The following is a 22,786-nucleotide window of genomic DNA, read 5'->3' on the forward strand; positions in this document are numbered from 1 at the left end:
GAGTGAGCCTAATCCTGCCGGATGATTGCCTGATACTCCCGACAGAACGTCTGTCACGCATCCCCTGTCATTGAATGGCCCGGGCAGACGCTGGCGCATCACGCCCCGGGCTCTTTTTCAGAAGAGGCTATTCCCCTTTTTCCACAATTAACGGCTCGATATCGCTCTCTTTTTTGATAACCAGCGAATCATCGCCACGCAGGCACGTACCGCCATAGTTGCCGCCAACGGTGAAAGTGCAGACCTGAATATACTTCCCGGCCACGTTTGGCAGACACCACAACTGCTGATAAATGTTTTTCTGCGCGGCAAATTTCCCACTGGTTTTATCGAGTAACTCTTCCTGATGGCTCACCAGATCGATATTGCTGCCGCAGCGCCCGGCGATCGGTTTCACCGCATAACCGGTGCGCGCCAGTTCGTCATTAACCGTGAAATCGGTATCCAGCAAATAGCGGTGATGCGGGAAGAGCGACCACAGGATAGGCAAAATAGCCTTATTGCCGGGGATCACCGTCCACAGCGGTTCAAACACCAGCACTTCCGGTCGCAATAGCACATCAATCAACCGCACTTCATTTTCAGGATGGCCGGTACGAATCGGCACGGCGGCGTATTCCGTCTCGCTGACTTCACGCACCTGTTCAATTGCGGTTTCCCACGCCCAGGTTTTCCAGACGCAGTTCACCAGGCGGCCATCGCCGTCAATCAGCTGACCGGCATCGTCCCAACGCAGCGCATCCAGTCCCCGGAGAATTTTGCTTTCAAACCCGGCCTGGCGCAGCGCCTGCTGCATAAACTGGGCGTGATAGTTCTCCTCAATGTCCTTATCCTGCATGATGTGGACGAAAGGACGCGCGAGGCTGTGTTTCCATGCACCCGCCAGTTCGTTGATCAACCCTTCCGCCGGATTATGCCCCTTCCCGGTGTAGCCCTTTTCGGCCCAGCGTTCGAGGATCAGCCCCGCTTCGGTATGGCATGATGCGGAATCGGCGTTGTACTCGTACACCTTCAGGCCGCGTTCATCCATACAGAAATCCATACGACCGGTGATCATATGGTGGCGACGACGCTGCCAGGAGAGGCGCAAACGCGGCCAGAGGATTTTCGGAATGTCGAACAGCGCCAGCAGGTTATCGTCTTTCAGCACCTTGTCGGTGGCATGCAGGTACATCAGATGCAGCTCGTTGGTGGCTTTAATCAGCTCCTGCTCGGCGCTTTCCGTAATGGTGAAATACTGATGCGGGTCCTGATTAATCACATGCCCGTTCGCCAGCACATAGGCTTTTTGCAGCGGGTCCCGCTCATCCAGCCATTTGCCGTCAAACTGCCCTTTCTCTTCCAGCCGCGCGCCGCGAATCTTCAGTGAATCGTTGGCGATGTCTGGTTGAGGCAGGCTGTACTGCGTGTCCTCGGTCTGAATCATCCAGCCGAGGATCGTGGTGTCATCAAAGGTATCGCGCAGGGTATAGCAGCCGTTTTCCACCACCATATCCAGCTCGCGGGTCCACTGTTGCCCTGGGGGCAGCGGCGTGTGGGTCACATTCTGTTCGGCGATACGGATCTTGTTGTCCAGCAACTGGGTAATGATCGCCACATGGCCGGTATCTTTAAACTCGCCGCCGTTTTGCCAGATAAGCAGCGCGCCAGCGACCGGCGCGCGGGGCGAACCATTGGGGAACGCCTGTAACGGCAGGATGTTGTCGTTCACCACTTCGCGCAGGAAACGCAGCGAGAAGATCTCCCACGCCATGCCGACATCCGTGAACACAACCCCATAATTGAGAAAGAGAAAGCGGCGGGCGAACTCAACGCACTGCCATTTATGGCCCATATACTCGTTGCCGATGTAGCTGCGAAACGCGGCATCATCGCTGTATTCCCGTGGGTCGAGGGAGCTGTAATCTGAAGAGTAGATTGCTACGCCACCGGGGGCGTAGCCCAATAATGTCCCGAATGGGGCATCCTGACGGGTCGTTCCTTTGCTCATGCACCTTACCTCAAAACAATACAGCCTGAGCAGTATGGCGTGAATTTTTCGCTCTGCTTGCCTGCTCAATAACACTAACCGGACAGAGGTCGATTCATCATACACCTCTACCCGGCCAGACGGCGCACAGAGACAAAAAATTCATAGCGGGAACGATGTTATGTTTTATTGATAACCACCGGCACGCTCTTATAGGCTGGCGTCAGGCTTTCGCTATCGACTGCATCCAGAGACAACAGCACATTCGCTTCCGGCAGATAGGCGCCAATCGATCCTGCCGCCATGTTGTAGATCACGACCGTCAGCCCGCACATCGCGCGATCCTCACAAGGGCGGCCATGATCGTCCAGCGCCTGAATGGTCACCACATCGCCCTGCGCCAGCCCGCGCGCCCTGGCTTCCGCCGCATTTAAAAACACGACGTCACGGCGGCCGGTAATGCCGCGATAACGGTCATTCAGGCCATAAATGGTGGTGTTGTACTGATCGTGGCTGCGCAGCGTTGCCAGCACCAGCGCATCAGCGGGTTGCTGCTGACGCTCAACGGCGCGCTGCTGGCTAACGACAAAGTTGGCTTTGCCATTCCCGGTATGCCACTCACGGCGCGAGGCAGGCGTGTCCATGCGAAATCCGCCCGGCGCGGCAATGCGGGCATTGTAGTCATGAAACGCCGGAATAACGGCTTCAATGGCGTCGCGGATCAGAGCATAGTTTCCCACCATCTCTTCCCAGTTCACCGGCGAACGCGTAAGCGTGGCGCGTGCCATTCCCGCCACAATCGCAGGTTCCGATTTCAGCCACGGCGAAGCCGGTTTCAGAGAGCCGCAGGAGGCGTGCACCATCGACATTGAATCCTCGACGGTGACGGACTGAATCCCTGTCGCCTGAAGGTCGCGCTCCGTTCTGCCCAACGCGGGCAGCAGATAGTTATGCTTCGCCAGCAGCAGGTGCGAGCGGTTCAGTTTGGTTGCCACATGCACCTGCATATCCAGCTTTTGCATCGCCGCAAACGTCCGCTGCGGCTGCGGCATCGCCACGGCCAGATTGCCGCCCATGCAGATTAACGCCTTAGCCTCGCCCCGCTCTATCGCCCGAATGCTCTCCACGCTGGCGCGGCCGTGTTGACGAGGAACGGTAATGGCAAAACGCGCTTCAAGGCGTTGCAGGAAGGCGTCCGACGCCGCTTCGTTAATCCCAACCGAACGGTCGCCCTGCACATTGGAATGCCCACGCAACGGGCAGATACCCGCGCCCGGCTTTCCGATATTGCCTTTCAGCAACAGCAGGTTAACCAGCTGCTGCACATTCCCGGTGCCGTTTTTATGCTGGGTGATCCCCAGGCCGTAGCAAATGATGGTGGCGCGCGATTTATTGTAGCTGTGCGCTAAATCTTCCATCTGGCTGCGCGTCAGACCTGAATCCGCTTCCAGTTCCGCCCAGTGGCACTGGCGCAGGTCATCATACAGCGCCTGATAACCGGCGGTATGCGCAGCAATAAACTCATGATCGAGGCAAGGCTGCTGGTTTAGCAGCACCCGCGCCTCATCCATTTCAATCAGCGCCTTCATCATGCCTTTGAGCAGCGACGCATCGCCGCCCATTTTCACCTGGTAGTAGCTGCTGCTGAGTTCGGTCGCCTGGCCGGTAAGCATCTCTTTAGGGCTTTGCGGGAAGCTAAAGCGCTCAAGTCCTCGCTCCGCCAGCGGATTGATAGCGATAATTTTGGCGCCGCGCTTTGCCACATCGCGCAGCGTGGTCAGCATACGAGGATGGTTGGTTCCCGGATTATGCCCGATGCAAATCACCAGATCGCAGTGGTCAAAATCCGCCAGTTCAACGGTGCCTTTCCCCAGACCAATAGCGCGCGTCAGCCCTGCGCTGGTCGGGCCGTGGCACATATTGGAACAGTCCGGGAAGTTGTTGCTGCCGTATTCGCGGGCAAACAGCTGATACAGGAACGCCGCTTCATTCGAGGTTCTGCCGGAGGTATAAAACTCTACCTGTTCCGGGGAATCGTAGCTGCGCAGGCGTTCGCCTATTTCCTGAAACGCGATGTCCCATTCCACGGCTTGCCAGGTATCGGTTACCGCATCATATTTCATCGGGTGCGTCAGGCGGCCAATATTTTCCAGCTCGTAATCACTGTACTGCCATAAGGTGGACACCGGATGACGACGGAAAAACGCCGGTGAGGCTTTCTTGCTGGTGGTTTCCCAGGAGACCGCTTTGACGCCATTCTCACAAAGTTCCATCGGCGCCCGATGGCCAGGGTCAGGCCATGCGCAGCCAGGGCAGTCAAAGCCTTTGACCTGATTCATTTTGAACATCGCGATAATATCGCGCGTGACGGCCTTTTGGGAAAACACCGACGCAGAGACTGCCTTCACGGCTCCCCAGCCGCCCGCCGGGCCCTGATAACCGCTTACTCCTGGAACACCATTTTTCATTGTTACTGCTTATTCACTGCCAATTTTTAATGGCGAGTACGGTAACAATTTCCGTCTGATATTGATTTCCTCTTGATGGAGTACAGGCGGGCTACAATTAACGAGTTATATTGTGTTCCCCTTCCAGCGAAAAAACCGGCGCTTAATGTCCCAATCTGTTAAACCGCATGGCCTCCGACTGCTACACTGCTTCAACACACCAACCCAGAAGGCAGGTCAACATGTCAGAGAATACTTATCAACCCGCAAAAGTATGGACGTGGGATAAATCCGCAGGCGGCGGCGCATTCGCCAATATCAACCGTCCCGTTTCTGGCCCGACTCACGACAAGACGTTGCCCGTCGGCAAGCATCCGCTACAGCTCTACTCCCTGGGAACGCCAAACGGCCAGAAAGTGACCATCATGCTGGAGGAGTTGCTGGCGCAGGGCGTGACGGGCGCAGAGTATGACGCCTGGCTGATTCGCATTGGCGACGGCGATCAGTTCTCCAGCGGTTTTGTCGATGTGAACCCAAACTCAAAAATCCCGGTGCTGCGCGACCACTCGCAAAACCCGCCGCTGCGTGTCTTTGAGTCCGGCGCAATCCTGCTCTACCTGGCGGAAAAATTTGGTTATTTCCTGCCGCAGGATCTCGCTAAACGTACCGAAACCCTGAACTGGTTGTTCTGGCTCCAAGGGGCGGCGCCGTTCCTCGGCGGCGGCTTTGGTCACTTCTACAACTACGCGCCGGTGAAAATAGAGTACGCGATCAACCGTTTTACGATGGAAGCCAAGCGTCTGCTGGACGTGCTGGATAAGCAGCTGGCGCGTCATCCGTATGTGGCGGGCGATGAGTACACCATTGCCGATATGGCTGTCTGGCCGTGGTTTGGCAATGTCGTGCTCGGCAACGTGTATGACGCCGCAGAATTTCTGGATGCGGGAAGCTATAAGCACGTACAGCGCTGGGCGAAAGAGATTGCGGAACGTCCGGCGGTCAAACGCGGGCGCATTGTGAACCGCACCAACGGGCCGCTCAACGAGCAGCTTCATGAGCGTCACGACGCCAGCGACTTCGACACACAAACCGAAGATAAGCGTCAGAGCTAAACCGTGACGCCGGATGAGATTTTAATGTCGCCATCAGGCGTTATATTGCCTGATGGCGCTTCGTTTATCAGGCCCACGGGTTTGTGATAGTCGGCGTTTAATTAAACCCATGTTGCATGAGAATCAGTCCTGCCGGAGTGGAAAGCAGAAATTCGGCAAGCGGTTTTCCGCGCGCCGTCAGACAGGCAAACGCGTACTCAGCGATCGGATTATACGGTTCAGGAATATCAACCACGCGCAGGGTACTGATTTGCCGCAGTCTGGGGGCATAGCTGGCATAACCAATAAAAACATCCGTGTGATCGTGGTCGATTAACCATTGCGCCGCCAGCGCTCCGGCGGGAAGCGGCAAAGAATCGCGGCCGCCGACCAGCGCCACAGCACGCGAGCGGATCGCCTCGCCGACGGCTCCCATTCGCGAAAAAAGCTGTTGCGTGTAATCACCGGAAGGATCGCAGCCCGGCGTTGATGTGCCAATTCGCAGATCCTCGCGCATCAGCAACGACCGCCAGTCGTCGCCCTCCCGCATAACGTCAGCACGCACGGTCAGGCAGAGGCGATTCAGCGCAAAGGACGAAACCGACAGCGCCCGCCCGCTCGCCAGCAGCGCCTGCGGATGCGCCACATTAGCCGAGGCGAAAAAGTCGCACGGCTCACCGGCTTCAATCCGTTCACGCAGCAATCCCGCCGGGCCAAAATCACAGCGGATCGTCTCTGCCTGAAAACAGGCCATTAGCGGTTGCCAGACGGCACGCAAGCTGCCTGCGGCAAGGATTTTCATCAGTCAACGCCCTGATAGTCAGTGCGATAAAAACGCTGATACCAGTCATTGGCGACCTTGCGCATATCAATATCCTGGAATTTCTGCGGATAGAGTTTTTTCGCCATCCACAGCTCGCCAATGCCCATCGCTTCCGGCATCGGATAGCCCCAGGCCTTCGCGTAGTCCGGCATCAGATAGACGCGATGATTTTTCACCGCATCAATCACCTGCCACTGCGGGCTTTGCAGGATCTCATCCACCACTTTCGGATAGCGATCCTGAACAAAAATCACCTGCGGATTCCAGGCGATAACCTGTTCCATCGCGACCTGCTTAAAGCCTTTAATGGTCGATGCCGCCACGTTCAACGCCCCCGCGTGCGCCATCATCAGGCCAGTATATTTACCGGAGCCGTAGGTGGTCAGTTCCGGGTTCGCCATATAGGCGCGAACGCGTTGATCTTCCGGGATGTTTTTCAGGCGATCGCTCACCATCTTGCGCCCCTCATCCGTTGCGGCAATCAGCGTTTTTGCTTCGTCAGGTTTATTGACGATATCGCCGATCAGCGTGATCCCTTCACGCAACCCTTGATCGTAAGCCTGTTCTTCATCCGTCATTGTCGGGTTCATTTTAGCCTGTTCGCCCGCCGCATCATGGCGCAGAGAAATCGCCACCACCGAAATGCCCAGGCTGCTGATTTTGTCGATCATTTCCTGCGGCGCATAGTTAGTGACAAACACCACCTGCGGATGCAGCGCGACCAGTTTTTCCGCATCAACGTGGGTTAAATCACCCAACGCGGCTTTCGTTGTCAGCTCCGGCGCCAGGCGGGCATAACCGTCGCCAAGCTGTTGTTTCCAGTTCGCCATCACGCCAACAATTTTGTCGGTAGCGTTCATCTGCACCAGCAAATTCAGCGTCTGATGCTGGAGTACCACCACGCGATCCACCGTATCCGGGACGGTAACCTGGCGACCAATCTGATCGGTAAACGTACGCTCGGCCTGAGCCATAAACGGCAGGGAAAAAAGCAACGCCAGCAGGGAGAGCTGGCGTAAGGATTTAAACATGGGAGATGTCCTCACAATCGATATATATATTAGTATACAACGATTGCAAGGCCGCTTGATAGATTGCCTTCAGGGATTATCAGGCGCTGGTAACGTCATACTCCATTCGGCGTAGCGCGTCTAATGTGGCTTTGGCTTCTTCTTCATCAATGATGCTCATGGCAAATCCCACATGCACCAACACCCACTGCCCCACCAGCGTTGCAGGGCTGTCTTCGCAGATCAGGGCAATATTCACATCACGCTTGATGCCGCACACTTCAACCTGCGCAAGCTGGTGAATATCTTCACCAACGGACAGAACCTGCCCCGGGACTCCAATACACATAGTTAACCACCTGGACGTTATTCCACTTCAATACTTTTCACTTTCAGCGAGTCGCCGGTATCCACCCGCAGGCGATCGCCCTGACAGTGTGGGCACTGCGCGTCATGCTGCGTGATTTCAACCGCCTGGCTGCAATCCCAGCACCACGCCTGAGCGGGTTTATAGTCGATGTGCAACGCACACCCCTGCGCGAGCGTACCCTGGCAAACGATATCAAAGCTGAAGCGCACGGCGCTCTCTTCAACGCACGAGAGCGCGCCAATTTCCAGCCATACGCCGGTGACTCGCGTCACGCCATGCTGTTCCGCCTGCTGCTGGATAATCTCAACCGCGCTCTGGCACAGGGACAGCTCATGCATGCTCGCCGCTCCGGCGTCCAAACAGCAGCGCACGACGCCCTGCCAGCTGCGGCGCATCGGGATCGCTGACCGGCAGCGACAGCAGCATCCGCGCGCAGTCGTCCGCCAGACGCATCCCCTCTTGTGCCGACATACCGCGGTTGAGCGGCGACATCAGCGAGCAGGAGAGGTATTGCGAAACCCCGTCCAGTTCGCCAACGGTAAAGGTCATTGCGCCATACGGCAGACGCAATCCGAGTTTTTCACTGACTTTGCGTACCGGCCAGAGCTGGTCGGGGCCGGGGAAAATCAGCGCGCTCAGCATCCACGGCGCGATCACGCTGCCCGTCCACTGCCCTTCAAACAGGGTGAAGTCAGAGACATACACCGGCATATTCGGGTGCAAAAACGAGAGATCGTGCATTGAGCGTCGGGCAATCTCTTCAAACGCCGCCTGAACCTGCATTCTCGGAGAGGACGGGAACCCTGAAATCTCCTCAGACATGCGCAGCCTCCCGTGGAATAGCCTCAACGCCTGACTCGCGCAGCGCGGCAAGAACCTGCGCCAGAGCAGGTTCAATCATCGCTTCAACCGTTGGCGTCAGGCCGATATGCGGCTCCAGCGATTCCGGGATCACGCCGACCAGCGTCAGCTTTTTCGGAAACTCGCCAGTGAAGCGCAGGGCCGACAGAACGTCGGCCAGGCCAAGCTGATGCGGTGAGATTTTGTTGGTGAACAGCGCAGGCACCTCATCATCACGCAGGATCATAAGGGTTCCCGGCGTGTTCTTTCTCGACACAATGGCGTCCGCGATGATCAGGTGATCTCTGTCCGCCATATCGCCGAGAAGCTCCATTCCCGCCGTGCCGCCATCAAGGATCTCCACGAAATCCGGCAGGATGTACCGCTGTTCTAACGCTTCAACGATACGCACCCCGATGGCTTCATCGGTCAGCAAAATATTGCCGACCCCTAACACTAAAATCCGCATTACAGAACCTTAACTGAGACGACTTCGTTCCCGTCAGCGTCCACTACGTGCACCGCGCACGCCATGCAAGGGTCGAAGGAGTGAATGGTACGCACCACTTCCAGCGGTTTTTCTGGATCGGCGATCGGCGTCCCCACCAGCGACTGCTCGTACGGCCCCACTTCATCGTTAAAGTTACGCGGACCGGAGTTCCAGGTGGACGGAACCACCGCCTGGTAGTTGCTGATAATGCCGTCTTTAATGACCATCCAGTGAGAAAGCATACCGCGCGGCGCCTCAAGGAAGCCCACCCCTTTAAACTCACCCGTCGCCGGGATATCCGGTTTAACGAACGTGGTGTGGTCGCCTTTCCCGATATTGGCGATCAGCGCGCTGTACTGGTTTTGCAGAATACCCTGCAATTCGCAGCAGTGAACGGTGCGGCCAATGATACGCCCCAGCGTGGAGTGCAGTTGCGCCACTTCCAGCGTTTTACCGGTCAGTTTCTGGTAGATCGCGATGATTTCATTCAGTTTGGCCTTCGTGGACTCGCGTCCCGCCGCCAGTTTAACCAGCATATTGGCCAGCGGCCCCACTTCAACGGTTTTGCCGTAGAAGGTCGGGGACTTAACCCACGAGTATTTACCGTCATCAGACCAACCGGTGTATTCCGGGACGGTAGTCCCTTCCCACGGTTCCTGCGGCGCTTCGTCTTTGTACCAGGCGTGCTTCGCGCTCTCCTGAATCCCTTTAATCAGGTATTCATCGGAATGCGAGGCGATCGGGCGATACGTCGACAGATCCGCATTCTGGATATAGCCGCCAGGGAACAGGAAGCTGCCGTTTTTACCGTCGGTCGGAAATTCCGGCGCGCTCAGGTAGTTAACCGCGCCTTTTCCACGCTCCAGCCATTCTGGATAGAACGCCGCGATTACCGCCGTATCCACCTTGTAAACCTGCTCAACAAAGTCGCTTAGCTTGTCGATGAAGGACTTGATGTACATCAGGCGTTCAAGGTTCAGCACGCCGAGACCGTCGAGGTTGATCGGGTTCGCCACCCCGCCCACCGCCAGGTTCTGGATGTGCGGCGTTTTACCGCCCAGCAGCGCCACCACGCGGTTGGCGTCACGCTGGCATTCCAGCGCTTGCAGATAGTGCGCGACCGCAATCAGGTTCACTTCCGGCGGCAGTTTCATCGCCGGGTGTCCCCAGTAGCCGTTAGCGAAAATCCCTAACTGGCCGCTGGCAACGAGGTCTTTGATCTTGTTCTGCACCTTCGTGAACTCTTCCGCGCTATTCAGGTGCCAGCTCGACACGCCGTTCAACAGCGCCGACGCTTTCTCCGGATCGGCTTTCAGCGCAGAGGTGATATCCACCCAGTCCAGCGCAGAAAGCTGGTAGAAGTGCACAATATGGTCATGGGTAGTATGCGCCGCCAGAATGATGTTACGGATGTACTGCGCATTGACCGGAACGTCAATCTTCAGCGCGCTCTCCGCCGCACGAACGGAAGAGATCGCGTGGGTCGTGGTGCATACGCCACAGATACGCTGCACAATCATCCAGGCATCGCGCGGATCGCGATTCTTCACGATCTCTTCCATGCCGCGCCACATGGTGCCGGATGCCCATGCTTTTGACACCACACCGTTTTCGATTTCGCAGTCGATGCGTAAATGACCCTCAATACGGGTTACCGGATCAATAGTAATTCTCTGGCTCATGCTTTGCTCGCCTCATGACGATTGTGATCGTTTTGTTTTAATGGAGGAAGTATCGGCAGTAGACGAATGAGTAAGATGTATGCACAAATCTCAATAGCCACAAAACCAATAGAAATCAGCAGTTCTTCCCAGGTGGGGAAGTAGTGGTAGCCGCCGCCGGGATTGAACGCCACCAGCGAGTAGGACATACGCCACGTTGCGCAGCCCAGCAGCATACTGAGGGCGGACAGATACAACATCCGCGAGTCGCCGCGCAGTTTCGGCAGACGGAGCACCACCAGCGGGAAGACCATCAGCAGGACTTCAACCCAGAACAGCAAGGAGTAGTAGTCACCGGCAAACGCATAAGAGAGCTTGTCGCGGTAAATCAGTTCACCAAAACGGCACACGAGGAACAGCGCGATGAAAACGCTGATAGTACCGGTCAGCTTGATAAACAAACTTTTCTCATCCGGGCCGTTGCCTTTTAAGCCGCTCTGCACCAGAGAGCCTTCAAAAATAACAATGGAGAAACCCATGATGAAAGCGGTGAACAATGAGAACAACGGTAGCATTTCATAGCTCTGCCACAGCGGATGTACTTTAATACCGGCGGCAATCATCAACGATCCCATTGACGACTGGTGCATGGTCGGCAGCAACGCCCCGAGAGCGATAACAAAGAACATCACTTTGTTCAGACGCTTAAGCGAGACTTTCCAGCCCAGGCGTTCAAACAACGCGGGGGCAAACTCCAGCGCCATCACGCCGATGTAGATGGTCATACAGACCGCCGTTTCAAACAGCACCGAGTTCACATTGAAGTGCCCTGGGATGTAGAAATACGGCAGGTTCCAGTAACGGCCAACGTCAATGGTGATCGACAGCCCGCCCAAAGAGTAACCGAACAGGCTTGCCAGCAGCGCCGGGCGCACCAGTGGATGGTATTGCCCCCGGTTGAAGACATACACCGCCCACGCCAGCGCCCAACCGCCGCACGCGAAGCCGGTGCCGATCAGCAGGTCAAAAGCGATCCACACGCCCCAGGGGAAGCCGCCGTTCAGATCGGAGACCGATCCCAGCCCGAAGACCAGACGTTTCACAATGAGAAGCATGCACAGGACGACAAGCGGCCCGAAGATGATGATCGGTTTACTGATTATTTTCCCGCCCAGCGGTTTAGGATCATGACTCATGATCGTCTCCTCCGTCGTGATGCTCGTTTTTCGTGTTACGACGAACCATCACGGTTAAGCCCGCCAGCACAGCCAGTGGCAGCATCATGCCTTTATACAGGGTGTGTTGAATGTGTTCAGAACGCGCGCCAGTTGACAGATCGGCCAGTTGAGGGAGATCCAGATTCTGGTAAGGAACGCCGGTCAGCACCAGCACCTGCGTGCCGCCGCCCTCTTTTTCACCGTACAGATGCGGGTAATACTTCGGTACGGTATGCAGATACGTATCGCCAGTCTGCAACGTCTGGCGCGGATAGTGGTATTCGCTGCCAGGCTTCAGCGCCAGGCGTTTTTGCGCCTCCGCCATCAGCTCTTCTCGCGTACCAAAAATCACCGCGCCCGCCGGACATACCTCAACGCACCCCGGCAGACCGCCTTTGTCCAGGCGTTCAATGCCCTTCTGGTTGCACAGTTCACACTTGTGCAGCGCGCCAAACGGGTTGTTGTAGTCGTATTTCGGCACGTTGTACGGGCAGGCGACCATGCAGTAGCGACAGCCGGTACAGACGTCTTTGTTGTAATGAACGATGCCGGTTTTCGGGTCTTTCTTCAGCGCGGATACCGGGCAAACGGAGACGCAGTTAGGGTCAACGCAATGCATACACTGTTTCTTAATGTACGCGTAGCCGTTCTCTGTCTGATCTTTATTGACGCCACTTCCGCTATGCCACACCTGAATGATGTTATTGGTGTAAGGCGACAGCTTGTCGTTATTCGACCAGGTTTGCGCTCCTTCCGGGTTACGCGCCGGGAAGTTGATATCCTGGCATTTGGTCACACACGCCTGACAGCCCACGCACAGCGTCGAGTCATACAGCATCCCCAGGGAACCCGGGATGGGCGGACGGTTTTCCGCAGCCGCATGGCTGATGGACGGCGACGCGCCCAGCAGCAATGCCCCGCCAGAGGCTGCTTTAATAAAGTTACGTCTGTTCACGGTTATTCTCCCCGTGAGTCAGCGTTATCTTTCTTCTGCTGACGCCCCAGTTCACGTACCGCCATCACACTGACACCGGCAACCAGCCCAACCACGCCGCCAAGCAGCCCGACGGCGCCTGCGGAAATGTGGCCACCCTCTTTCAGGTTGACATCCGGCTTCTCGGAACGCGGGGTTTGATTTTCCACATGGGCAAGTTGGTGGATGCCTTTATGAAAGCCAACGCCTTCCTCGTTACAGCCGTAGCAGGGGTGCCCAATCGCCACCGGCCATACGCCGCCGACATCGCAGAACTGCAACGTCGAACAGTTGCCGTAGGTTTCAGGCCCTTTACAGCCCAGATGGTAGAGGCACCAGCCTTCACGGTGGCCTTCATCGCCGAACTCTTTGGCGAAGCGACCGGCGTCAAAATGCGGGCGGCGTTCGCAGTGTTCGTGAATCAGACGGCCATAAGCGAAGGTTGGACGGTTTTTGGCATCCAGCTTCGGCGGTTTACCGTAAGTGATGATGTGGGCAACCGTTGCCAGGAAGTTATGCGGGTTCGGCGGGCAGCCCGGGATATTGATAACGGTTTTGCCCGGCAGGACTTCCTGCAACCCGACGGCGCCGGTCGGGTTCACGCCAGCGGCAGCGACGCCGCCCCACGCGGAACAGGAGCCGATCGCGATAATCGCCGCTGCGCCTTCCGCCGCCTTGCGGATGTGATCCACAATCGGCTCGCCGGCAACCATGCAGTAAATACCGTTATCTTTTAATGGGATGGAACCATCGACAACCAACACATACTGCCCTTTATACTTCTCCAGAGCGTTATGCTTGTTCTCTTCAACCTGATGGCCGAAGGCGGCGGAGAGGACCTCGTGGTACTCCAGAGAGATCGTTTCCAGAACGAGGTTTTCTACCGTTGGGTGGGTCGCGCGAAGGAGCGATTCGGTACATCCCGTACATTCCTGAGCGCCGATCCAGACGACGGGCGGGCGCTGCGGACGGGAAACCGATTCGGCCATTTCTGCGGCGGCTTTGCTACTGAGCCCCATGGTTGCGGCCAGTGCTGCACAAAGCTTCATGAAATCACGACGATTAACGCCGTGAGAAGTGATGAGAGTATTATCTCCAGTCATTTTATTGTTATTCCGTTGCAAAGACCTGGCTCTATTTTGCACCGTTCACAAATAACTTATTGCGATCGGCGCGCCATTTACCACACTTTCTTTATGGTTATTGAACCATGATACTTTGACGGAACAACAAAACGAAGGAGTAAGACAATAGTGTAATTAATTAAACCGGGGTAATACCCCCTTCGGATCAATTTTCGAGACGATAACCCGCCATAAAGAACCGGATAGTCGTATTCGATTGATTCTCCCGAAAGAAGTCCATCACCATATCTTTGTCCAGGCCATAACGGCGCGTCAGAATCCCCGCTTCCCAGGCGCTTAATTGTCGATCGCCGGTTTTTTCAAACATGCGATGCGAAAATCCTAATACGAATCCGCGCTTATAATCAGAACAAAAACCCGCCACGTTACGCGCGCTATCGGCACACGTTGCGTTTAATCCGGCCATCAGGCCCTTACCAAAATGATTGTCCATGATACCTCCAATCGCTATATAACAAATTATATAGCGATTTTTTAAGCGAACGCCAGAGGTATCACATACTTTTTTTTACCGGATCAGAAGGCGACCCATTCATCGCCTGACTTCGCGGCAGACGCCCCGCGCGGACTGGCTGGAGAGACCGTTTTCGCCGGGCTGATTTGCGCGTCATTATGAGAAAGGCGGAACTGTTGCACAGAGCGTTGCAGCTCTTCCGTTTGCCGTTCCAGCGCCGCCGCTGCCGCAGAAACTTGCTCCACCAGCGCGGCGTTTTGTTGGGTCACGCTGTCCATCTGGGTTATCGCCACGCCAACCTGGGAGATCCCTTTGCTTTGTTCCTCAGAAGCGGCGGCGATCTGCTTCATGATGGTGGTGACTTCAGTTACTCCGCGCAGAATGGCCTCCATTGTCGCGCCCGTCTCCTGCACCAGCTGCGCGCCCTGCTCGACGCGACGCACGGATTCAGCGATCAGCGTTTCAATCTCTTTGGCGGCCCCGGCGCTACGGCTGGCAAGATTACGCACTTCACCGGCGACGACCGCAAACCCACGCCCTTGTTCACCGGCTCTGGCGGCTTCAACGGCGGCGTTCAGCGCCAGAATATTGGTCTGGAAGGCAATACTGTTGATGACATTCGTAATTTCGGCGATCTGTCTGGAGCTGGCTGAAATACCGTCCATCGTCTCAACCACTTCAGAAACCAGCGTGCCGCCTTTTCCGGCCGTCGCGGAAGCGGCATCAGCAAGCTGACTGGCCTGGCGCGCATTATCCGCATTCAATTTCACCGTCGCGGTGAGCTGTTCCATGCTTGCAGCGGTCTCTTCCAGCGCCGCCGCCTGCTCTTCCGTACGGGAAGAGAGATCGTTATTGCCGCTGGAGATCTCTGTCGCGCCGCGCCAGATATTGTCACTGCCTGAACGAATCGAGCTGACCGCTTCCCGCAGACTATCCTGCATCGCGCTCAGTAACGGCACCAGACGACCGACACAGTTACGGCCAAACTCTTCAATCGGCTGGCTCAGATCGCCTTGCGCAATCTGGCGGAACTGTTGGCGAATGCGCGCCAGCGGTTTCACTAACATCGTGACCAGGTAACGGTCGGTAAAGAAGAGAATAACAATTCCCAGAATAACGGCAGTGATAATCAGGGTGCGGATAATTGACGTTTTGCCGTCCACCATCACGCGGGTGCTGTCCAGCATCGTGCCGGCCGCGCTGTTAAAACGTTCTGCGCTGGCGCCGAAGGCGCGGCTCAGGGCGGGGGTGACATTATTCGCCTGTTCTGCAAATTCGGTGAGCGTACCCTGCTGCGCCAGTTGCATCTGCGGCGCGACGCCCTTATCAAGCAACGCCTGCCAGTTTGCCAATACCGCAGCGGCGATCTCCGGGTCCATCGGCCCTGGAGAGAGCGTTTTCATCTCTTCCAGCTTTTTGCTCATATTATCCAGCGCCTGCTGTACTGGTACAAAATCGGGCGTACCGCCGCCGATTTTAACGTCCATCGCACGGCTTAAACGCGTGACAAAACGAAAATACTGATCGTTCCCCTGACTTAGCACCGTCATCTGACGCACAATATGACGATCGATATCATTCCCTTCCGCCACTTTAGATAATGCATGGACGCTGAATAAACCAACGCCCGACCAAAGAAGACAGAAGAGCCCCAATATTGTCAGCATGACAATACGAATAGTGAAGTTTTGCAGCAAACGCATAAGAATTTCCTTGCCGTACTTGAGGGATTCGCCATCAGGCGACACTTATCCTCGTTATCGGCAGAGAATGCAGAATATATACTTTCTTTATTGTTTTTTTACTTAACTAAGTATACGAATCATCGTCAGCACGCTATTCCTGTGAATGCTTATAAAGCATAACGGCATTATTATGCCGCAAAGCAATATGCCGCACCTGAAATAATCGTTTGTTTTTCATTGTAAATATTTCTCAAACCAGGCCAGAGTGCGCGCCCAGGCCAGATCCGCTGCGGCCTTATCATAGCGGGGAGTCGAATCATTATGAAAACCATGATTCACCCCAGGATAGATATACGCTTCATAGACTTTATTATTCGCCTTCAGCGCCGTTTCGTAGGCAGGCCAGCCTTCATTAATTGAGGTATCTAACTCGGCGTAATGTAATAATAAAGGCGCATTAATTTTAGGTACATCTGACGCCGGAGCCTGACGACCATAAAAAGGAACGGCGCACGCCAGTTCTGGATAGGCCACCGCCGCCGCATTTGATACGCCGCCGCCATAGCAGAATCCCGTAATAGCCACTTTTCCGCTGGCCGCCGGATGACGCTGCATAAACTCAATCGCGGCAAAGAAATCATTCATTAATTTTGTGGGATCAACCTGCTGCTGTAATTCCCGCCCCTTATCGTCATTACCGGGGTATCCGCCTACTGAGCTTAATCCATCAGGCGCCAGCGCAATATAACCCGCTTTCGCCACGCGTCGTGCGACATCCTCAATATAGGGATTCAGCCCCCTGTTCTCGTGTACGACCACGACCGCAGGCGTTTTACCCGTCGCCTTCGCCGGTTTAACCAGATAGCCGCGCACCTCGCCATGCCCGTTCGGTGACGGATACGTAATGTATTTCGGCAAAATGTCCGGGTCGGTAAATTCCACCTGCACCGCCAGCGCGTAATTCGGCTTCATGAGATTAAACAGCGCAAGCGCGGTCACGCCGCCGACGGCATACTTTGCCGCGAGGTTAAGAAACTCGCGTTTAGAGATTTTTCCATGTGCATAGTAGTCATAGTAATCGAGCAACTCCTGCGGAAAGTCTTTGGCAGTCAGACGCGGCATAGTTTCACTCCTGAGTTGATGTTTTTTTAAGCAAAGCATAACGACGTGTTTTTGCCCAATTTTTCGCATCAATGTGACCTGACGAACGGGATAAACCCCGCTGAGCCGCTAGAATAGAAACGTTGTTTTGAAATTCACTTTCTCTAAGGAGATGACATGGCCTGGTTAGCCAACCCCGAACGTTATGAGCAGATGCTTTATCGCTACTGCGGTAAAAGCGGTTTGCGTTTACCCGCGCTATCGCTGGGTTTGTGGCACAGTTTCGGCCACGTTCAGGCGCTGGATTCACAGCGTGCGCTGCTGCGTAAAGCCTTTGATTCAGGCATCACCCATTTTGATTTAGCCAATAACTACGGCCCGCCGCCGGGAAGCGCAGAAGAGAACTTTGGCCGTTTGCTGCGGGAAGATTTTGCGCCGTATCGCGATGAGCTGATCGTTTCCACCAAAGCGGGTTATGACATGTGGCCTGGGCCATACGGCTCCGGCGGGTCGCGTAAGTACCTGCTCGCCAGCCTCGATCAGAGCCTGAAGCGGATGGGGCTGGACTATGTCGATATCTTCTATTCCCACCGTGTCGATGAAAACACGCCGATGGAAGAGACCGCATCCGCGCTGGCGCAGGCGGTACAAAGCGGTAAGGCGCTTTACGTCGGCATCTCCTCCTATTCGCCTGAGCGAACTCAACGAATGGCGGAACTGCTGCGCGAATGGAAAATCCCGCTGCTGATTCATCAGCCTTCCTACAACCTGCTCAACCGCTGGGTGGATAAAAGCGGTCTGCTGGATACGCTGGCGGCCAACGGCATGGGTTGCATTGCGTTCACTCCGCTGGCTCAGGGATTGTTAACCGGAAAATACCTAAACGGTATCCCGGAAGGTTCACGTATGCAGCGTGAAGGGAAAAAAGTTCGCGGTCTGACGGAGAATATGCTGACGGAAGCGAATCTGAACAGCCTGCGTTTACTCAATGAGATGGCGCAACGTCGCGGCCAGTCAATGGCGCAGATGGCGCTTAGCTGGCTGTTGAAAGATAATCGCGTGACGTCGGTGCTGATCGGCGCCAGTCGACCAGAGCAACTGGAAGAAAATGTGCAGGCGTTGTCGAACCTGACATTCAGCGCTGACGAGTTAGCGCAAATCGATAAACATGTCGCGGACGGCGAGCTGAACCTCTGGCAAGCCTCATCGGATAAATAACGCTTTCGGGCACGCGCGCCGGGTGGCGGTTTCGCCTTACCCGGCCAACGTCAGGCGCGTTTATTAAACCTCTTCCGGTTTGATTAGCGGCCGCTGATATTCAGGCCACACCAGAGCAACCAGGGAGGGATACGCCTCCAGGCTAAATTCCCGGAAACATTGCCGCAAGTTAAGTACATCCAGATCGGAATGCGGAACCTTTTCCCCGTTCAGACAACGCTTTTTAATGTTGTCATAATATTTATAGACCGCAGAGTTGAGATCGCTGCAACGGCGCTGCGCATCAAATAACCCCGGCGTTCCATTTAGCTCCGCCATCGTCATCCGCTTTATCGTTGCGTGAAGAAAATCAATATATTCGTGATTGACTCGCCAGTACCATACCGGTGTAATAGTATTCATGAGCGACGAAAAATGATCTTCGCCCTCCTCTTTGGACAAGGGTTCCGCTTGATTTACTGGATTAGACGCCTCAGCAGAGCGCTGTTTATTAAATTCGTGCATCAAGAAAAGCACGCCGCCAGTGAGTAATAGCAGAGTGATAATAGAATAAAAAATGCTGTTCATATGCCGACTCCATTTTTTTTGATTTTAAAATTACACCATGCTATTGTCAACGAGACCTGCCTTATAAAAAACAATATACTATTGATAGTAAAGGACATTCCAACATGCTTCCCGAGCATCTTGTGCCGACTCGTTTTCATTTATCTGCCTCGCCAGGCGATGCTGAGACCGTAGAAAATAGTGAAAATTTGACTCAGGGAAAGAAAACGCTGAGCGATTACGAGCCAGATATTTTAATTAGCGCCACACCGACTGGTCAATCTAAAAACATGTTACTTGAAGAACGTGACCGTCATTTAAAAGACCGGCTTTATCGCGTAGCTAAAATTGAGACGTTTGCTCGTCTTATTAATAGCCTACAGGCGGAAGGCGATGTTGATGCTCAGGCATTAAGTAAAATTCTGGCAGATGCCACAACAAAAATAAACGATCACGGCAATGAAATTTGGCTTAATCTCATAACCAGAGAGAAAAACTCTCCCGTTTTTTATTCTCTGGAAGAGAAATAATATGAAAGACGTTGAAGATAATAATGTTTATTTAGCTTTAGATAATAATAAAAGCGATGAATTTATCTTAAAGCAAAATCTTAAAGCGCTTATTGCCAATAAAAACGCGACCCTCGAACAGGTGGCGCAGGAGATCGTGTCGATTCCCGCCGCGTTAGTGCGGCTGAAATGGCAAAATCGCCGTGAAATCTATGCGCTCCAGGTCAAAGAAGAGATCTACGGTTCGGTTATCAATACGATTATTGAGCAACATCCCGAGATGCGGGACAAAATCATGGCGCGCCTGGAGAGCACATATCAGCACTTACTGGCGCGAGAAACGGCGACCCTGCGCCTGACGCGTAAGCTATCCGATGGCGATTACCGAACGACCAATATCACCACCGTCGCGCTGAATGAAAAACGTTTTCCCACGACGAAGTAATCTGGCGAGTCAGCGATACCACATCATGCAGGCCTGGTAAGCGCAGCGCCATCAGGCAATAAAAAAGCCGGGTACGGCTTGCGCCCTACCCGGCCTGTCTGTCTGCCCATCAGCAACAACGATTACTTCGCTTTCGCGACCTCTTCACCCACGAGACCAATTTTCAGGTAACCCGCCTGGTGCAGCGTATCCATCACTTTCATCATTGTTTCATAATCAACGGTTTTATCCGCACGGAAGAAGATCGTCGTGTCTTTCTTCCCTTCGGTTAACGCGTTCAGCTCGCCGATCATGGTTTCATCCGTTACCTGATCGTTGCCGATAAACATGCTGTTGTCGGCCTTCACGGACAGATAAACCGGTTTTTCCGGGCGCGGCTGCGGGGTGCTGGTGGACGCAGGAAGATTCACCTTCACGTCCACCGTTGCCAGCGGCGCGGCCACCATAAAGATAATCAGCAGAACCAGCATGACGTCGATAAACGGCGTCACGTTGATTTCATGCATTTCACCGTTATCGTCCAGATTTTCATTAAGACGCATTGCCATGGAACATTATCCTACACGTAATTTCTGCGCGGTACGTACCGGCTGAGCGGAAGCGCTCGCGTTCAGATCCAGATCGCGGCTTTGCAGTAGCAGAATCTGTGCCGCCACGTCGCCCAGCGTCGCTTTGTAGCTGCCGATCTGACGTGCGAAAATGTTGTAAATCACGACCGCAGGAATTGCCGCGACCAGGCCGATCGCCGTAGCCAGCAACGCTTCCGCGATACCCGGCGCGACAACCGCGAGGTTGGTGGTCTGGGTTTGCGCGATGCCGATGAAGCTGTTCATGATGCCCCATACCGTACCAAACAGACCGACAAACGGAGAGATGGCGCCGATGGTCGCCAGGTAGCCATTACCGCGTCCCATATGACGGCCAACCGCCGCTACGCGACGCTCCAGGCGGAACCCGGTACGCTCTTTAATACCTTCGTTGTCTTCACTGCCTTCCGACAGTTCCAGCTCGTTCTGCGCTTCATAGAGCAACTGTGAGCTTAAACTTTTTGCCGCGAATGCGGAGGCAATATTGCTGGCCTGGTCTAAAGAACGCGCTTCAGCCAGCTGCTGTTGTTCACGCTTGAGCCGACGCTTCTGCGTAAAGAACTCAAGACTCTTACTGAAGAAGATAGCCCAGGTGACTACTGACGCCAGAATCAGACCAATCATCACGCACTTAACCACGATGTCGGCGTGCTGATACATACCCCAGACGGAGAGATCCGTCTGCATCAAATTATTACCCACTCTGTATCTCCAGGACGCAAATCACAAATTCTGAGCGTAATAATATCAAAACGACGTCGAATTGATAGTCGTTCTCATTACTATTTACATAGTGCCGCACCTTTGGTTTCTTTTCCTTGCGCTTACGCAGTAAAAAAGTCACCAGATGTCATTTTGAGAAAATTTTCTGCTTTATGCCGATTCTTCAGGATGCGTCACTCATCATTCATGATAGTTTAGACATCCAGACGTATAAAAATGGGTACTCCAACATGGCAGAAAAACATCTTGAAACCAAACTGGTGAGCGCAGGACGCAGCAAAAAATATACGCTGGGATCGGTGAACAGCGTCATTCAGCGCGCCTCCTCGCTGGTATTTGACACCGTAGAAGCCAAAAAGCACGCCACCCGCAACCGCGCCAATGGCGAGCTTTTCTATGGCCGTCGCGGAACGCTAACCCATTTTTCGCTACAGGAAGCCATGTGCGAACTGGAAGGCGGCGCCGGATGCGCACTCTTCCCCTGCGGCGCGGCGGCTGTCGCCAACACGATTCTGGCCTTTGTGGAACAGGGCGATCACGTCCTGATGACCAACACCGCTTATGAACCCAGTCAGGATTTTTGCACCAAAGTTCTCGCCAGACTCGGCGTGACGACCGGCTGGTTTGATCCGCTGGTCGGCGCGGATATCGTGAAGCATATTCAGCCCAATACGAAAGTAGTGTTTCTCGAATCTCCTGGCTCCATCACGATGGAAGTGCATGACATCCCGGCGATTGTCGGCGCGGTAAGACGCGTTGCGCCAGACGCTGTCATTATGATTGATAACACCTGGGCGGCGGGCGTGCTGTTTAAGGCGCTGGATTTCGGGATCGATATCTCCATCCAGGCAGGAACGAAATACCTGATTGGTCACTCGGATGCGATGGTCGGCACCGCCGTGTCTAATGCGCGTTGTTGGGAGCAATTACGCGAAAACGCCTATCTGATGGGGCAAATGCTGGACGCAGATACCGCTTATATGACCAGCCGTGGGCTACGTACGCTGGGCGTGCGCTTACGCCAGCATCATGAAAGCAGCCTGAAAGTCGCCGAGTGGCTGGCGAATCACCCTCAGGTCGCCCGCGTTAATCATCCCGCCCTTCCTGGCAGCAAAGGCCACGAATTCTGGAAGCGCGATTTCACGGGCAGCAGCGGGTTGTTCTCGTTTGTGCTGAATAAAAGGCTGAGTAATGAGGCGCTTTCCGCTTATCTGGATAATTTCAGCTTGTTCAGCATGGCTTACTCCTGGGGCGGCTTTGAATCCTTAATTCTGCCTAACCAGCCGGAACATATCGCCGCCATTCGTCCCGAAGGCGACGTTGATTTCACCGGCACGCTGATCCGTTTGCACATCGGTTTAGAGAATGTTGACGATCTGATTGCAGATTTAGCCGCAGGATTCACGCGTATTGTGTAAAGTTTCCGGTCATGGACAGAATTGCAGACACTCCGGGCAGAAAAGTCTGCATTTGTTGCGTCCG

At 54.6% G+C, this 22,786-nt stretch carries 23 protein-coding genes; 5 read left to right on the top strand and 18 right to left on the bottom strand.

The genetic code is table 11. The features are described 5' to 3' along the window. Nucleotides 1-127: 127 nt before the first annotated feature. Nucleotides 128-1,990 (bottom strand): bifunctional glutathionylspermidine amidase/synthase, encoded by a 1,863-nt coding sequence (gss, locus tag OGY62_RS00630; protein WP_286458860.1) that lies wholly within the window; start codon nt 1,988-1,990, stop codon nt 128-130. 158 nt (nt 1,991-2,148) lie between these two features. Continuing rightward, nucleotides 2,149-4,437 (bottom strand): FdhF/YdeP family oxidoreductase, encoded by a 2,289-nt coding sequence (locus OGY62_RS00635; RefSeq protein ID WP_286458861.1) that lies wholly within the window; start codon nt 4,435-4,437, stop codon nt 2,149-2,151. A 221-nt stretch (nt 4,438-4,658) separates the two neighbouring features. Here OGY62_RS00635 and yghU point away from each other — a divergent pair, with 221 nt between their 5' ends. Then, complete coding sequence (yghU, locus tag OGY62_RS00640) at nt 4,659-5,528, top strand: glutathione-dependent disulfide-bond oxidoreductase (protein WP_286458862.1); 870 nt, start codon at nt 4,659-4,661, stop codon at nt 5,526-5,528. 97 nt (nt 5,529-5,625) lie between these two features. On the opposite strand, the gene OGY62_RS00645 is transcribed toward yghU, so the two are convergent. From OGY62_RS00645 to yghX, 13 genes are all read right to left on the bottom strand, one after another. After that, a complete protein-coding gene (locus OGY62_RS00645) occupies nt 5,626-6,309 on the bottom strand; it encodes a molybdate ABC transporter substrate-binding protein (protein ID WP_275376046.1) in 684 nt (227 codons plus the stop codon). Continuing rightward, on the bottom strand, nt 6,309-7,361 hold the full coding sequence (locus tag OGY62_RS00650; RefSeq protein ID WP_283317516.1) for an ABC transporter substrate-binding protein: 1,053 nt from the start codon (nt 7,359-7,361) through the stop codon (nt 6,309-6,311). The genes OGY62_RS00645 and OGY62_RS00650 overlap by 1 nt, the downstream gene beginning before the upstream one ends. Before the next feature lie 79 nt (nt 7,362-7,440). Continuing rightward, the gene (gene hybG / locus OGY62_RS00655; RefSeq protein ID WP_012135123.1) at nt 7,441-7,689 is read right to left on the bottom strand and encodes a hydrogenase maturation factor HybG; all 249 of its coding nucleotides are present in this window, start codon (nt 7,687-7,689) and stop codon (nt 7,441-7,443) included. Nucleotides 7,690-7,706: 17 nt separating this feature from the next. Then, nucleotides 7,707-8,048 carry a hydrogenase maturation nickel metallochaperone HypA gene (gene hypA, locus OGY62_RS00660; protein WP_012135124.1) on the bottom strand — a complete coding sequence of 114 codons (342 nt, stop codon included), beginning with the start codon at nt 8,046-8,048 and terminating at the stop codon, nt 7,707-7,709. Next, on the bottom strand, nt 8,041-8,532 hold the full coding sequence (gene hybE, locus OGY62_RS00665; protein WP_198447678.1) for a hydrogenase-2 assembly chaperone: 492 nt from the start codon (nt 8,530-8,532) through the stop codon (nt 8,041-8,043). The genes hypA and hybE overlap by 8 nt, the downstream gene beginning before the upstream one ends. Then, complete coding sequence (locus tag OGY62_RS00670) at nt 8,525-9,019, bottom strand: HyaD/HybD family hydrogenase maturation endopeptidase (RefSeq protein ID WP_047461208.1); 495 nt, start codon at nt 9,017-9,019, stop codon at nt 8,525-8,527. Before OGY62_RS00670 ends, hybE begins: the two co-directional genes overlap by 8 nt. After that, nucleotides 9,019-10,722, bottom strand: a complete 1,704-nt coding sequence (gene hybC / locus OGY62_RS00675; RefSeq protein ID WP_104868184.1) for a hydrogenase 2 large subunit — start codon at nt 10,720-10,722, stop codon at nt 9,019-9,021. The genes OGY62_RS00670 and hybC overlap by 1 nt, the downstream gene beginning before the upstream one ends. Further along, the gene (hybB, locus tag OGY62_RS00680) at nt 10,719-11,897 is read right to left on the bottom strand and encodes a Ni/Fe-hydrogenase cytochrome b subunit (RefSeq protein ID WP_012135128.1); all 1,179 of its coding nucleotides are present in this window, start codon (nt 11,895-11,897) and stop codon (nt 10,719-10,721) included. The genes hybC and hybB overlap by 4 nt, the downstream gene beginning before the upstream one ends. Further along, nucleotides 11,887-12,873 (bottom strand): hydrogenase 2 operon protein HybA, encoded by a 987-nt coding sequence (gene hybA / locus OGY62_RS00685; RefSeq protein WP_198447679.1) that lies wholly within the window; start codon nt 12,871-12,873, stop codon nt 11,887-11,889. The genes hybB and hybA overlap by 11 nt, the downstream gene beginning before the upstream one ends. Nucleotides 12,874-12,875: 2 nt before the next feature. Next, entirely contained in the window at nt 12,876-13,994 is a 1,119-nt protein-coding gene (gene hybO, locus OGY62_RS00690; RefSeq protein ID WP_012135130.1) for a hydrogenase 2 small subunit, read from the bottom strand. 187 nt (nt 13,995-14,181) lie between these two features. Next, nucleotides 14,182-14,469, bottom strand: a complete 288-nt coding sequence (locus tag OGY62_RS00695; RefSeq protein ID WP_012135131.1) for a DUF2623 family protein — start codon at nt 14,467-14,469, stop codon at nt 14,182-14,184. 83 nt (nt 14,470-14,552) lie between these two features. Beyond that, nucleotides 14,553-16,193, bottom strand: a complete 1,641-nt coding sequence (locus OGY62_RS00700; RefSeq protein ID WP_024130951.1) for a methyl-accepting chemotaxis protein — start codon at nt 16,191-16,193, stop codon at nt 14,553-14,555. Nucleotides 16,194-16,409: 216 nt separating this feature from the next. Further along, nucleotides 16,410-17,297 (bottom strand): YghX family hydrolase, encoded by an 888-nt coding sequence (gene yghX, locus OGY62_RS00705; protein WP_286458863.1) that lies wholly within the window; start codon nt 17,295-17,297, stop codon nt 16,410-16,412. Nucleotides 17,298-17,453: 156 nt separating this feature from the next. Here yghX and OGY62_RS00710 point away from each other — a divergent pair, with 156 nt between their 5' ends. Further along, nucleotides 17,454-18,494, top strand: a complete 1,041-nt coding sequence (locus OGY62_RS00710) for an aldo/keto reductase (RefSeq protein ID WP_047461193.1) — start codon at nt 17,454-17,456, stop codon at nt 18,492-18,494. 63 nt (nt 18,495-18,557) lie between these two features. On the opposite strand, the gene OGY62_RS00715 is transcribed toward OGY62_RS00710, so the two are convergent. Beyond that, nucleotides 18,558-19,061 (bottom strand): ESA_00282 family adhesion-associated protein, encoded by a 504-nt coding sequence (locus OGY62_RS00715; RefSeq protein WP_012135136.1) that lies wholly within the window; start codon nt 19,059-19,061, stop codon nt 18,558-18,560. A 104-nt stretch (nt 19,062-19,165) separates the two neighbouring features. On the opposite strand from OGY62_RS00715, the gene OGY62_RS00720 reads away from it, so the two are divergent. Then, entirely contained in the window at nt 19,166-19,570 is a 405-nt protein-coding gene (locus OGY62_RS00720) for a hypothetical protein (RefSeq protein WP_012135137.1), read from the top strand. A 1-nt stretch (nt 19,571) separates the two neighbouring features. Further along, the gene (locus OGY62_RS00725; protein WP_047461188.1) at nt 19,572-19,994 is read left to right on the top strand and encodes a hypothetical protein; all 423 of its coding nucleotides are present in this window, start codon (nt 19,572-19,574) and stop codon (nt 19,992-19,994) included. A gap of 122 nt (nt 19,995-20,116) precedes the next feature. On the opposite strand, the gene exbD is transcribed toward OGY62_RS00725, so the two are convergent. Both exbD and exbB read right to left on the bottom strand, forming a co-directional pair. Next, entirely contained in the window at nt 20,117-20,542 is a 426-nt protein-coding gene (exbD, locus tag OGY62_RS00730) for a TonB system transport protein ExbD (protein WP_012135139.1), read from the bottom strand. A 6-nt stretch (nt 20,543-20,548) separates the two neighbouring features. After that, nucleotides 20,549-21,283 carry a tol-pal system-associated acyl-CoA thioesterase gene (exbB, locus tag OGY62_RS00735; protein WP_024130953.1) on the bottom strand — a complete coding sequence of 245 codons (735 nt, stop codon included), beginning with the start codon at nt 21,281-21,283 and terminating at the stop codon, nt 20,549-20,551. 251 nt (nt 21,284-21,534) lie between these two features. Between exbB and metC the strand changes: the two genes are divergently transcribed. Beyond that, nucleotides 21,535-22,722, top strand: coding sequence for a cystathionine beta-lyase (gene metC / locus OGY62_RS00740; protein ID WP_024130955.1), 1,188 nt, complete (start codon nt 21,535-21,537; stop codon nt 22,720-22,722). The last annotated feature ends 64 nt before the right edge of the window (nt 22,723-22,786 follow it).

Source organism: Citrobacter sp. CK198 (assembly GCF_030333295.1).
Taxonomy (GTDB): domain Bacteria; phylum Pseudomonadota; class Gammaproteobacteria; order Enterobacterales; family Enterobacteriaceae; genus Citrobacter_B; species Citrobacter_B koseri.